The sequence below is a fragment of the Syntrophus buswellii genome (assembly GCF_046097065.1).
GTDB classification, from domain to species: Bacteria; Desulfobacterota; Syntrophia; order Syntrophales; family Syntrophaceae; genus Syntrophus; species Syntrophus buswellii.
Genome location: NZ_CP175563.1, coordinates 279,109 through 291,622, shown reverse-complemented (window position 1 = coordinate 291,622; position 12,514 = coordinate 279,109). Strand labels below are relative to the sequence as shown.

Sequence of the window (12,514 nt, the reverse complement as noted above, 5' to 3'; positions counted from 1 at the left end):
GCAGGCTTCGAGATTCCGATGGACCTACATCTCCGGCCGCACCGCTCTGGGAAAGACAAGTGAAAAGGTGGATCCCTTTCCAAAGACGCTCCGGACGATCACCCGCCCCCCCTGAGCTTCAACGGCCCGCTTCACAAAAGCCAGCCCCAGTCCCGATCCTTTCACAGTTTCAGCACCTGCGACGTTCGCCCGGTAGAATTTATCGAAGATCCGGTCCCGGTCCTCGTCCCGGATCCCGTACCCCTTATCAGCCACTTCGATGATGACGGAGTCCGGCCCTTCCGCAACCCGAAGAATCACAGGCCGGTTCGGCGGACTGTACTTGAGGGCGTTCTCGATCAGATTCAAAAGGACCTGCTCGGTGACATCCCGGTCCAGAAGAACGGGAGCCATATCGGCAGGAACCTCGGCAAGGAGCTCGATGCCCTTGCCCTTCGACGCGGGCTGCATCTTGACTCGAGCCTTCCGGACGAGGTCCGGAACGGAAACGGGGGTTTTTTCCATCCGCTCCCGCCCCTCCTCCAGCCGATTGATGTCGAGGAAGGTGTTGACAAATTTGGTCAGCCGCTCCGATTCCTCCAGGACAATGCCGGCATACTGTTTGAGATCCCCCTCCAGACTGCCCGCCAGCAGTTCGCTGAAGCCCTGGATATTGGCCATGGGAGTCCTCAACTCGTGGGAGACGATTGATACGATTTGACCTTTCAGAAGCTCCACTTCCTTGACCTGCGTGATGTCGGTGAGAAGGAACAGGGAGTACGCCTTCTCCGCAACGGGCAGCAGTGAAACGTCCACCTTGAGATATCGCCTTTCCGGCCTGTCGAGAAAGACCGTAATGGCCCCCATCTGAAGCCATTGCTCAAAGGCCGGTTCGCTCGCCTCCTTTTCCAGGACATGGCCGGCCAGATCGGACAGAAAACGATCCCTGGCGTTCAGAAAGATTTCATTTTCCGCACAGAGCCGATGGATATCGCCATTGGCCAGCATCAGCCTTCCATCGGGGTCGAAAACCGCCACGCCGAAGATGTCGCTTAACAGAATCCGATCGGACAGCTCCTTTTCAAAGATCAGTTGATGCGCGATTCCATGAAGGGAAAGGGCCTGCCGCTGAATTCCCCTGGGGGTGAGAAGCCCCGCAATCCCCTCTCTGCCGTAACCCGGCTCATCCTTACCCCCCGCATTTCTCAGGTGCGGCCGGATGGTCGCATAGGTCGCACCGAGACTTTCCGCCGCTGCATGGAGTTTGAGGAGATAGGCCAGAGTCAGGAGAACCAGAAAACTGAGCATGGTTGCAGCCGGCGGGTTCCAGACATGCCAAACGAAAAAAGCGAGGAGGGTGAGCAGGGAATAAATCATCACGGCGGCGATCAGAAGAAGGAGGCAGCTCCCTTCCGCCATTCGGAAAAAAAGGCCATAAAGCAACAGGGCGACCGGAACGCCGATCAACCAGCTTGCCGCCGGGGAAACTACACGGATCTCGTTGCCAAGAAGCAGGTTGTTGACGATATTGGCCTGAACCTCTACACCCGACATACCCATCCGGGTTTCGGCATAGGGGGTTGTGACGCTGTCCACCAGTCCCATGGCTGTAATTCCAACCAGAACGATTCTGCCCCGGAAGTGGTCCTCGGGATAAGCCCCCTGGACAACATCGCAGACAGAGACGCGGGGGATGGTGCCCGGGCCGCCTGCGTAATTGATTCTCATGAGGTTTTCCTGAAAAATGGTTTTTTCGTCCTCAGGCTCCGGGGGGTGGGCTCCCCGGGAAAGGGAGCGCCCTCCCGCCAGTTCATGGACCATCGAAGCAAACGACGGCAGCAGCCGCCCCTGAAAATAGAGCGTGTGATGCACTTCCCTGGCTACCCCGTCGATCCCCCGTTCAACATGAACGTGTCCCGCAGGAAATGCAGAGAGCGCACGGGCAGGATGCTCAATCATCAGGTCCTCGTTGATCAGGATCGGCAAAACAACCGGAGGGCCTTTTTTCATGGCCTCGGCAAGAAGAGGATCAAAGGGGGAAGGCTCGGACAGGAGGATATCAAAAGCCACAATGCCGGAGGGCTTCATTTTTTCAAGGAGAGAAGCATAGCAGGTTCGTTTCAGGGGCCAGGGTCCGAGTCGGTCAAGCGTCTTCTCATCAACGGCTGCAATGAGAATTTTGTCCAGGGGCCTTTCCGGACCTCGAAAACGAAAGGCGAGATCGTAGAAATAATTGTTCATCCCTTCGAAACAACCGAGATACTCGAGGCCGAGGAGGAGCAGCAGGCATAAAGCAGCCAGAAGAATCTTCCGGATGGGCATCATGGACAGCGGTGCTCTTTCATAAAAGTCATGCCCCGGACAAGAGCTTCATGACCCTTGACGGCAGACCACGGAAGACTGAAAGCCTGCATTTCGCCAAAGATCGGAGCCCTGATCGACGGCAGGAAGCGATTTTCCGGTCCCCTTCTTCCGGGTAGCCTTAAAGGGTAAAAAGCAAAAGCAAAAGAAATAGACCGGTTCCACTCCCAATCCCAATCCATTCGGGCGGAAACCGGTTCTGGATGGCGAAACTCTGCGGCCGGGAAAAACTGCCGGTTTTGCCGCTTCCGTCGACGGAAGCGATCCGGACAAAGTAGGTTCCGGATTCCTTCGGTTTTCTGACCGATATCTCCGGCCCGTCCACCTTCTCATCGACCAGGATCTCTTGGAATCGATCGTCCCTGGCTATCTGAACATGATACTTGAAGCCTTCGCCCGCACTCCTTGACCTCAGGGTGATCATGCCGTCAGAGAAATCCGGCCAGGCGCCGGAGGATGCCTGCGGCGCGCAGGGTGCGGGAATCGCCACTGGATCGGACCAGCCTCCCGGACTGTCGTCCCTGGCAACGGAACGAATCCGGAACGAATAGGGCTTGTTTTCCAGTCCCTCAGCCCTGAATGACACGGCCGCCAGATCGGGCCTGTCCACGACAGGATTCCGGAAATCCCCGTCCTCGCTGATCTGAAGGTGATATCGTGCCGCGTCCGCGACAGACAACCACTCCAGGGTCACCGCCTTTTCTCCACCCCGGCGCTCACACCCGGAGGTAAGAAGCATCGGGGGAAGAGGATTTTCCCGGATTGTGAAAGGGAACGCTTCGGAGGGAACGCCTTCCAGGCCGATCGGATCGATGCTCTGAGTCAGGAGAAAATAGGAACCGTCGTCAAGACCGCTCATGGTCACGCGCTCGCCGCGTCTGACCTCGCGTTCCCACACCAGCTGCTTCCCCTGCTCATCCTTCGCAACCATCACGCGATAGGCTTGGGCGCCGCCGACAGAGGCGAGCGAAATGACCGGCGCCGTGTTGTAAAGAGATTCCAGGCCCAGGGGGTTCGGCGCAAGCAGGAGTTTCCGCGGGGGCAGCGGCCTGGCCGGGTTCTTTATTCTGGCGCCTTCACCCTGCGCCAGGTTGATGACCTTTGTGGCCGTATCGACGGTGACGCGGCTCTTGAGGACTTCCACACAGGTTTCATGCTCCTTGTCCACGGTGACCCGGAATTCCGTTCCTCGAACCGACGCAATCGCCGTCGGGGTGTGGATGCGAAATCGGGATGATCGCCCCATGACCGACTGGACTTTTGCTGTCACCCGCCCGGCGCTGAGGAAAAAATCGCGCAGCAGTCGGGATGTCCTGGTCTTCCAGGCTTCGATGATCGTTACCTCCGTGTGGGACCGAAGCAATAAACTGCTGCCGTCCTCATATTTGATTTCCACGGCGCCGTCCCGTCCGGTCCTCAGGTTGCTCCGGGGAGGAATATGATCCCCGGCTTTCAGGCTTATCCAGTCCCCTTTTCCTCTCAGCTGCATGCGGGCTTCTCCCTGCACCAGGGCCACACAACCTTTCAGGGGCGTCATGTTCCGGGAGGGAACAGGCTTCCCGGAATATCGACTGCCTTTAAGCCTTTTTTTCGTGCTGGAACAAACCCGGACCTTCCGATCAGCCGGCGTTCCACTGCTGTGGCCGGACTTGCTGAAGTTGCGGGAATCTTTACGGCAACCTGTATCTGGTATCTGATCGTCCTGGGTAGAGCGTTCTGCGGATGAAGACTTCATGCCGGCACTGCCGTTTGTCGGCTGGGCAACAAAGAAAAGGAGAACCATCAGAATAAGAGCACACTTTTTCATTGTACACTCCATAAATTAACTTTTTTATTCAACTTAAATAAGGAGTCAGAGATACCCGAGATCTGCATACTTGTCAAAGGAAATCAACCGATCCAAATGCCCTGCAGCATCATCTTACCGGACCGACAAAAACGAGACCTCGTTCATTCCCCGCTACAGGCTGTGGCCTAGGATCGTCATACCGAGAGGAAAGGGAACAAGCCTGAGATGGTTGCGGCAGACGGGAAGAAATGCCGCGGAGGAGGGCGGAGTTCACCGGAAACGTTCATGGCGGGGGCGTTTTTATGTCCATGGAGTCCATTTCATCGCCTGGAACTCTCCAACGGGCCTGATATGGCCGCCTCGCTTCCGGGAATCCCGCGTAAAGCGGATCATCCGAGCACAGAAAGCCTCTCCCCGGTTAAGCGGGCCGGTGCCGGAAATTGAAACCCGAAAAAACCGCCATGATCAGCCGCATCCACCGGTGGGGAGGCTTGAAGTGAGCAGAAATCCCTTCCGTCCCCCGCATTCGACGAAATCGATCCGGATAGGTCTTGCCTTATCGAGAAGGTCCCTGTTGATCGCAAAGGCGATGTTCCGGACCGTGACTGTCAGATCCTTTTCCCCGGGCTCGTCAAAAACCATCGCCAATTCAGGCCCCAGGGCATTCTGCCTCAGGATCCGGATGGTGGAGGCCCCGGTCCGGTTTTCAAGAAACGGCCTGATCGCCTCGTCGGCTTTTTCCGTCACTTCCAGAATCGTCATGATGTTTTGCCTCATGGAAATGGAGCGTTTCGATGCATGGCCTTCTCCAGGATAACGTTCTTTTGCGCCAATGCACTACTCCGGTATGGCACACATTTCGTCAACGGCCTTGGCCAGCCCGACTGACGCCGCTCTCGAAAGAACGGCATTTCCCACCGTGACTTTCAGAATTCCCCTGGCATCTAAAACAGGGAGATCGAATCGACATTCACATAAAGCAGCGTCCGCTTCCAACAAGCGACTCCTCCCATCGGTATGGAACCATTCCCTCCTTTCTTTACGAAGCTTGAAAATGGACAAGGTGATGAAAGTTGCAGGTTGAACGCGCTTCGGCGATTGCCGGAACAATCTTCCCGGCGGCGGCAACAGGATTCAACTAAAACGGGGGCCATTCCCCTCGGAGCAACGGAACAGTTATCAACCTAAATCATTCATCGTGTCAACTGTTTTTGTTTTTCAAAACGCAGGCATCCGGTGCATCCGCCGGTGGCTCCGGGGCGTGCCGCGACCGGAAGCGGGAGGTTCTCGAGGCAAAACGGGAGCGCCATGGCGCTGGATCGGCAGAAGCGGATACCTGGATCAACGGCTGTCCGGAGCCTCTGATGCCGGTCCGAAAGCGGAAAGGCAGGGCCGGTGAAGGGTCCTGCCTTTCTTTATGAAGCGGTCAGGGCGATTGGAAAAGCACGCCCATTCCCATTTGAGCCCCCTTCCGGCGGCCTTCAGGGCACCTTGAAGTTGAAGCTGTGGCACTGGCTGCGGGAGTCTTCGCTCCGGGCATGCTGGTGGTGGCAGAGGTTGCAGTCCGGCTTCCTCCCGGAATGTCCTGATCCCTGAGGGGTTAACCCCACGGCTTTTCTTTCGCCGCGTTCGTTCCGGCAATGCGCCCGAAGACGACACAGTCGGTCATGGCCACACTGCCGAGGCGCACAGCCCCGTGAACCCCGCCGGTGACCTCTCCGGCGGCGTAAAGCCCCTTGATCGGCTCCATGCCAAAGCCCGTGACCTGTGCATTCTGGTCGATCACCAATCCGCCCATGGTGTGGTGGACGCGGGGCCATAGCCTGGCGACGTAGAAAGGCGGGGTCTCCGACGCTTTGGCTTCGGGGAAGATCATGCAGCCGAAGTCATCGTCCTTTTTCTTGTCGACGAAGGCGTTCCAGCGCTTGACTTCCGTCTGGAAGGCGTCAGCGGGGATGTTGTAACTTTTCGCGATTTCCTCGAGGGTGTCGAATTTCTTGATCGCACCGGCCTCCATGCCTTTCTTCAGGGCGATTGGGAATACCTGCTTGTTTACGGCATAGGAGTCACCGAAAATGATGACAGGATGCCCGATGAGGATGATCGCATCGGCCCGCTCCTTCCGGTTCCCCGTTTCCTTGAAGAAGCGCTTGCCAGTCCCGGGGTCGATCATGGGTCCATAGCCGACGAGCCTTTCGCAGAAGAGGGGGACGTGGCCGAATCCCTTCTCATCGGGACTGGTCCAGGGGCCGAGTTGGATCCAGTCCATCTGGACGTCCATGGCGCCTGCCATGCAGGCCGCCAGCAGAGCCTCGCCCGTGGCGCCGGGTTGGTTGGTGGAGTCAAAGCGGTCCGTAAGGCGGGGGTCATGCACCTGGCGCAGACGGACGTCCTGTGAGAAGCCGCCCGAGCACAGGACCACGGCCCTGCCGGCCTTGATAAAAGCTGTCTTTCCGGTTTTGTCATCGGGGAAGCGATATCCTTTGAGCACTTCCAGACCGACAATCCTTCCTTCCCTGTTCGACAGCAGCCGCACGAGCTTGGTGCGCATTTCGAACTTTACCCCGAGGGACCGGGCCTTGACCATCATCTTGTTGACCAGCTCGGACCCGGAGGCATTGGCGGTCTGCACGGACCGCTTCACCGAGTGGCCGCCGTGAAAGTTGAGCCTCGTGAAGCTGGCGCCCACATAGTTCTCGCACCACTCGAGGGTTGCGTTGGACTGGTCGGCGACCATCCTGGCCAGTTCGGGGTGATTCAGATAGGAACCGGCCTTCATCATGTCCTTGAGCATGAGCTCGGCGGAGTCCTGGATTCCCGCTTCCTTCTGCATTTTGTTTCCTGCGGCGGCAAAATCCCCGCCGTTGATGATCGAGTTGCCGCCATGAACCGGCATTTTTTCGATCACGATCACGTTTGCGCCGCCGTTGCGCGCCTCGATGGCGGCGGCAAGTCCGGCGAATCCGCTTCCCACCACGACCACGTCCGTGGTCTGATCCCATTTGGCGGGCAGTTCTCCTCCCGCGGCGGCGGCATCACGCCCCGGAATGGCAACGCTGCCCATAGCCATTCCGGCCACGGCAGCCGCTCCTCCCACCGTCTTCATAAAATCCCGCCGCGATACGCTTTGGGCTCGCTTTGACGCTTCGCTCATGGTCCACCTCCATAGGTTAAGGTTATTTGCAGCCGCGGCGGAAAGCTCCTTTGGTTGAGCGTGGAGTGCGGGCAGCCCACGCTGGCATAGCGGGGCTTGGCTTGCGGGTCTTTCCACAGCACCGGATCATTTTTCTTGGTGGTGACCAAACCGGCCATGCCGGGGCAATGCTTACGCCGGAACCCAGGGCCTCGACAAAATTCCTTCGACTTGGTTCCATATGTACCCACCTAAGGTTGTGTGCCGATCAAAAGCGGCTTCTTGTTCGATCGGCACAGTGCTGGAATGAATGCCTGCATATTCAGGCAAATCATCGGGGTACTCTGTCAAATGGCCGCTGTCCTTCCAGTGGTCACCCGGCTGCCGGATCGGACGAACCCCTGCGCTGTCATGGACATGATCATACTTGCGTTTGATAAAGAACCTGATTTTTCCGATGGTAAAATATAGGAAATTCCTGATTATGTGTCAATAAAATTGAAGAGGATCTACCCGGTCGATGGTCCATCCCTGCTTCCGAGTTTCCCTCAGCCGTTCTTCTTCTCAGCCGGATCGTTCTCTTTTCGACGCTTTTCCATCACAGCGAAATATTCTTCATAGTGTTTCAGAATCGCATGTTCGTACTCTCTGACGCTGTTGGGGGGAATGTAATTGACTTCCCCCAACTGGCTCACCAGGTACTGAGCGGTCTCCTTATCGGGAATTTTCCCCTCCTTGTAAGCATGTTGAAAAATAGCGTTCAAACCCGTCACATTGACCTTGGATCCATCGGGAAAGAATACGGCACGGTATTCCTGGGGTTCTCCCGGTCATCAAAAACAGGGACCTAAAGTGATTTGTGGTGACATGTCAAACCTCCTGATTAATTAATGGTTATTTTTCTGGTGGTTTTCTTGCGGCGGCACGTCTGCAAAAAGCTCTGCCGCAGCCAGGAGACCCGCCTGAATAATGAGTCTCTCCGGAATTTCCTCAAAGGTGTTGCCCCCGATGATCAGGGTTCGGCACTCCGAATCGGTACAGACCCCGCAGCAGGGGCTCTGCCCCACGGAAGCTCCGACCCACTCCTCCAGGGGTTTTTCTCCAACCCAGATGCGGTTGGATTGAAGAGGATCCCGGGAAAACATGGGAAAGTTGAGGGCTTCCATTTTCAAGATCACCTCAATGCCCAGTTCGGCCAGGGATTTTTTCAGCTTGCCGACCGCGCTTTGAACGGTTTCACCGGTGATGCCACAGCGAGGGCAAGTCCGATCCTCCCCGTCAACAAGCCTTTTCCAGCGGATCGTTATGGCTTTCATCATAACCTCAAACTATCATTATCATTCATTAGACGCGCAGAAAACGATCGCGGAAGAAGAGACCCGACACGACCGACCGGATAGCCATAAGTCATCCACAGCATTGCTTACGGACACGATAGAATTTCTGTTCAAGAAGCCATTCATTGATGAGTCCTGTTGCGCAACCAACGCCGGCATCGACAAAGAGAGCATGGACAGGGCAATTCCTGGCACAGGCGCCGCACTCCATGCATGCATTGAAGTTAATTATCCGAGCCTTTCTCCCTGCGAGTGAAAAGACCTGGTGCGGACAGACCTCCAGACACCTGCCACAACCAACGCATTTTTCCGTATCCAACGCCATTGTTGACACATTGCGCAAATAGCTGAAATTTTTCATAAGAACCCCAGATTCACAGCAATGTTCCCGCCAATACAGAGATGGCACTCAAGGCAAGCGCAATTCCCATAGCCGGCATTGCAGCCCGCATCTCCTTTTTGACCCCCGAGCGCGAAGTGTAGGGGGTGCATCCGGTAAAATTTAGCGCGTAAAAGGCGCTCACTGACGGTAGGGCAAGAAAGGCAGCGACGGTCATCGGTCCGCTCCAGTCTCTCCCCCCGGCAAGAAGATAGAAGGCTGCCATCCATGCAAATCCTGTCAGAGCTCCCTTGAAGGAAAAACTCCTGCCGGGCAGCCAGGGAAGAAGCATCGGCACAATGGCAACACCGGAAATCACTGCGCCTAGATAGGCGTAGACCGTCACGAGGCCATTCTTAGGTGCCTGCAACAGTGCCGCTATGATAAACAGCGCTGCTGCCACAACAATGGTTGGCTTGAGGGCCTGCACCAATTCCACGGGGATAAGCACAGCTCGTTCCCGTAGGGTAAAAGTCTGCTCCCGCATTTCAGACGTTGTCATCATGCCGTTGTCCAGGTATGCCGGAATATCTTCAGCCCGGATGGCCGCGTACCGGATGCTGAAACCGGTTCGTCTTGTCACTTCGTAAGCCGCCACCCCCGGAGCCCCAAGGATCGGCAGAATGAGACGGCGGTGGGTGACCACCATTGCCAGATTGGACAAGTCGATGCGCCGCACCAGCTCTTCCGTGCTGAAGGTGCCTTTTCCCGCCGCACACCACACATTGATGCCATAGGTCTCAAGGACGAGAAGCCAGACATTTCGTCCTCCCAGGACGCTGCGGACGATGTCATAACTCATTTTGTAGTTGGCTGTTACCAGCACCGGATCATCCGCTGTCGGGGCGCCGATCGCATAAAGGCCCGGCGGCACCATATAGTTCATCCGACCGATACTCCACCGGGCCTTCCAACGGCCGAAATGGTCTGTAAAGGCAAGCGTCGTGGCAATCTGCGGAACCCGTCCCACTCCGGTCGTCAGCCATCTGATGAAACCGGGAACATTCTCATTTATTTCCCCACCGCCGGCAGAGGTTGGGGGACCTCAGCAGGGAGGTTTGTCGGAGTAAGCCCCTCCCGCTGAGCTTAAGCCTATCGGTGCCAGTTTCAACTGCATCTTATCGATTGTTTTCAGAGACATTTTGTCATTGAGTCCCACGGCCATGCCTATCTCCGGCGTCTGGCGCCCTTAAAAACGTTCCGAGGCTTTTCTTTCTGATGCCTCCGTAGTAAAAAAATCAATCTTCTCACCCTATAGTTGATTAGATCAACCATTTCCGGAGAAATGATTTCCCTCCGGTATACAGCAGGTTTCCCGCTGCGAACTTTCGCTAATTCCCTTCCGCTCTGAAGCCCGAACAAAGGCGCTGAGGCTGATGATGAGGATTTCCCGCATGTCCGGGTCTATGACCGCCAGAATCTCCTGCATTTTAGCCATCAGCAGATCCTCAATCCGGTTCAGAAGCGTTCGGCCTTCTTCCGTAAGAGTGACACAGCAGATCCGTCCGTCTTTCCTGTCCTGCTGACGATTCGCCAGCCCCTTGTCTTCCAGGCGTTTGGCGATGCGGGTTGCACCGCTCTTTGTAACCGCCGCACTTCTTGCGATATCCTGCATGGTGCAGCTATTCTGATGCAACGCAACCTGCAAGGCGCGAAACTCACCGTGGGAGATATTTTCGTTACAGCATCGGCCCTCAATGCTCTGCATCCCGAAGGCGTATGTTATATTTTCAATCAATCCGATTAGTTGTCTTGCTTCAGATTCGATCAATACCTTTCTCTCCGCAGTGAAGCATCCCAACATCAAGGTGCGTTTTACTGTCTGAAAGATTTTTTCTCAGAATTAGTTGCGTTTGTCAACTATAATTGAACTGCTGAAAGAAGCTGGATAGTTTTAACTTGACAAGGAAGAGTCAAGCCCAATATATTACTCAAAAAGAATATGGAGCCTTCCTTTATGAAAGAATTTCTGAAAGTGACCAAGGCCCTATCCGATCCCAATCGGGTTAAGGTGCTGAAGATGCTGCAGCACAAGGTCATGTGCGTCTGCGAGATCCAGGCCGCGTTGGGCATCGCCCAACCAACGGCCTCCAAACATCTGAAAATTCTTGAAGAAGCCGGGCTGGTTAATTCCCGGCGGGATGGGCAGTGGGTGAATTACTATCCCGCAGACGGGAAGAACAGCCCCTATGCCGCGACAATGCTGGGCAACCTGCTCCATTGGTTAGAGGATGACGAGGATGTACACCAGCTTATCGAGAAAATCCCCTGTATTCGCCGTGAAGAGATTCTTTGCCGGCGTTGAGGATGCCTGTAGGCAGGTTGCGAGATATATTACCAAATGGAAATATGATTCCATGTTTATCCGATGCGATGATTGATCTCTCTGAAACCAGATTCGCGGCGCACCTATTCTGAAAAAAGGAGGCACTATGGCACACGCAGCGGTGGAGCGACTTTCTTTTTTAGACCGGTTTTTAACCCTCTGGATTTTTCTGGCTATGTTTATCGGCGTAACTGGAGGGTACCTCTACCCCGGCATCCGGGACATCATCAACCTTTTTCAGGTCGAAACAACCAACATCCCCATTGCCATCGGGCTGATCCTGATGATGTACCCGCCCCTGGCTAAGGTGAAATACGAAAAACTGGGGCAGGTCTTTTCCAACGGCAAGGTTCTATTGCTTTCGCTCGTTCAGAACTGGATCATCGGTCCGATTCTCATGTTTCTGCTCGCAATTACTTTTCTCTCCAACTATCACAGCTACATGGTGGGTCTGATCCTCATCGGCCTGGCCCGCTGCATCGCCATGGTCATCGTCTGGAACGACCTGGCAGACGGCGATCGGGAATACTGTGCAGGCCTGGTAGCCTTTAATTCGATCTTCCAGGTCCTGTTCTTCTCCTTGTATGCCTACCTTTTCATCACAATTCTTCCCACCTGGATCGGTCTAAAAGGGGCAGTCGTTGATATCTCGATTGGACAAATCGCCCGGAGCGTTTTCATCTATCTGGGAATTCCCTTTATCGCCGGGATTATCTCCCGGTTCGTCGGCCTGAAGACAAAGGGGCAGGTTTGGTACGAAGAGACGTTCATCCCGAAGATCAGTCCCATCACTTTGATTGCCCTGCTCTTTACAATCCTCGTCATGTTCTCCCTCAAGGGAGAGTACATCGTTGAACTGCCCATGGATGTGATTCGGATCGCCCTTCCCCTGCTGATTTACTTTGTGGCGATGTTTTTCGTGTCTTTCTACCTGTCAAAGAAAGTTGGAGCGACCTATGAGGAATCCACGACCCTGAGTTTCACCGCTGCCTCCAACAACTTCGAGCTGGCTATTGCCGTGGCCATTTCCGTTTTCGGAATCAATTCCGGCGAGGCCTTCGCCTGCGTTATCGGACCGCTTCTGGAGGTCCCTGTTTTGATTTCCCTGGTCAATGTGGCCCTCTGGCTCAAAAGGAAATACTTCCCCTACGCCAAGGAGACCCTCACGGGAGTCTGCCATGTTTCCTGTAAAGATTAGCCCCACGATGAA

The 12,514-nt window shown here is 55.4% G+C and carries 12 protein-coding genes; 2 read left to right on the top strand and 10 right to left on the bottom strand.

All coding sequences use genetic code 11. The annotated features are described in order from the left end of the window. Window positions 1-24: 24 nt before the first annotated feature. The 10 genes from ACJ77P_RS01290 to ACJ77P_RS01245 all read right to left on the bottom strand — a co-directional run bounded on the left by ACJ77P_RS01290 (window position 25) and on the right by ACJ77P_RS01245 (window position 10,686). Window positions 25-2,304: a CHASE2 domain-containing protein gene (locus ACJ77P_RS01290; protein ID WP_408998819.1), complete on the bottom strand. Its 2,280-nt coding sequence runs from the start codon at window positions 2,302-2,304 to the stop codon at window positions 25-27. Between the two features lie 157 nt (window positions 2,305-2,461). Beyond that, window positions 2,462-4,147: a FecR domain-containing protein gene (locus ACJ77P_RS01285; protein WP_408998818.1), complete on the bottom strand. Its 1,686-nt coding sequence runs from the start codon at window positions 4,145-4,147 to the stop codon at window positions 2,462-2,464. A gap of 447 nt (window positions 4,148-4,594) precedes the next feature. After that, a complete protein-coding gene (locus tag ACJ77P_RS01280; protein WP_408998817.1) occupies window positions 4,595-4,891 on the bottom strand; it encodes a HesB-like (seleno)protein in 297 nt (98 codons plus the stop codon). 75 nt (window positions 4,892-4,966) lie between these two features. Then, a complete protein-coding gene (locus ACJ77P_RS01275) occupies window positions 4,967-5,128 on the bottom strand; it encodes a hypothetical protein (protein ID WP_408998816.1) in 162 nt (53 codons plus the stop codon). A 601-nt stretch (window positions 5,129-5,729) separates the two neighbouring features. Continuing rightward, entirely contained in the window at window positions 5,730-7,283 is a 1,554-nt protein-coding gene (locus ACJ77P_RS01270; RefSeq protein WP_367360514.1) for a flavocytochrome c, read from the bottom strand. Between the two features lie 527 nt (window positions 7,284-7,810). Then, window positions 7,811-8,026, bottom strand: a complete 216-nt coding sequence (locus ACJ77P_RS01265) for a hypothetical protein (RefSeq protein WP_367360513.1) — start codon at window positions 8,024-8,026, stop codon at window positions 7,811-7,813. Window positions 8,027-8,149: 123 nt separating this feature from the next. Continuing rightward, window positions 8,150-8,581: a DUF2703 domain-containing protein gene (locus ACJ77P_RS01260; RefSeq protein ID WP_367360512.1), complete on the bottom strand. Its 432-nt coding sequence runs from the start codon at window positions 8,579-8,581 to the stop codon at window positions 8,150-8,152. A gap of 88 nt (window positions 8,582-8,669) precedes the next feature. Next, a complete protein-coding gene (gene hgcB, locus ACJ77P_RS01255; protein WP_408998815.1) occupies window positions 8,670-8,960 on the bottom strand; it encodes a mercury methylation ferredoxin HgcB in 291 nt (96 codons plus the stop codon). A 13-nt stretch (window positions 8,961-8,973) separates the two neighbouring features. Beyond that, window positions 8,974-10,095: a mercury methylation corrinoid protein HgcA gene (hgcA, locus tag ACJ77P_RS01250; RefSeq protein ID WP_408999387.1), complete on the bottom strand. Its 1,122-nt coding sequence runs from the start codon at window positions 10,093-10,095 to the stop codon at window positions 8,974-8,976. A 150-nt stretch (window positions 10,096-10,245) separates the two neighbouring features. Continuing rightward, complete coding sequence (locus ACJ77P_RS01245) at window positions 10,246-10,686, bottom strand: MarR family winged helix-turn-helix transcriptional regulator (RefSeq protein ID WP_367360612.1); 441 nt, start codon at window positions 10,684-10,686, stop codon at window positions 10,246-10,248. Between the two features lie 249 nt (window positions 10,687-10,935). Between ACJ77P_RS01245 and ACJ77P_RS01240 the strand changes: the two genes are divergently transcribed. Together ACJ77P_RS01240 and arsB are read left to right on the top strand one after the other, a co-directional pair. After that, a complete protein-coding gene (locus ACJ77P_RS01240) occupies window positions 10,936-11,283 on the top strand; it encodes a helix-turn-helix transcriptional regulator (protein WP_367360510.1) in 348 nt (115 codons plus the stop codon). Window positions 11,284-11,410: 127 nt separating this feature from the next. Then, window positions 11,411-12,502: an ACR3 family arsenite efflux transporter gene (arsB, locus tag ACJ77P_RS01235; protein ID WP_408998814.1), complete on the top strand. Its 1,092-nt coding sequence runs from the start codon at window positions 11,411-11,413 to the stop codon at window positions 12,500-12,502. Window positions 12,503-12,514 lie beyond the last annotated feature (12 nt).

Coding starts and splice junctions, on each gene's coding strand:
- ACJ77P_RS01290 (WP_408998819.1), bottom strand. CDS start 2,304: ATGATGCCCATCCGGAAGATTCTTCTGGCTGCTTTATGCCTGCTGCTC.
- ACJ77P_RS01285 (WP_408998818.1), bottom strand. CDS start 4,147: ATGAAAAAGTGTGCTCTTATTCTGATGGTTCTCCTTTTCTTTGTTGCC.
- ACJ77P_RS01280 (WP_408998817.1), bottom strand. CDS start 4,891: ATGACGATTCTGGAAGTGACGGAAAAAGCCGACGAGGCGATCAGGCCG.
- ACJ77P_RS01270 (WP_367360514.1), bottom strand. CDS start 7,283: ATGAGCGAAGCGTCAAAGCGAGCCCAAAGCGTATCGCGGCGGGATTTT.
- ACJ77P_RS01260 (WP_367360512.1), bottom strand. CDS start 8,581: ATGATGAAAGCCATAACGATCCGCTGGAAAAGGCTTGTTGACGGGGAG.
- hgcB (WP_408998815.1), bottom strand. CDS start 8,960: ATGAAAAATTTCAGCTATTTGCGCAATGTGTCAACAATGGCGTTGGAT.
- ACJ77P_RS01245 (WP_367360612.1), bottom strand. CDS start 10,686: ATGCAGAGCATTGAGGGCCGATGCTGTAACGAAAATATCTCCCACGGT.
- ACJ77P_RS01240 (WP_367360510.1), top strand. CDS start 10,936: ATGAAAGAATTTCTGAAAGTGACCAAGGCCCTATCCGATCCCAATCGG.
- arsB (WP_408998814.1), top strand. CDS start 11,411: ATGGCACACGCAGCGGTGGAGCGACTTTCTTTTTTAGACCGGTTTTTA.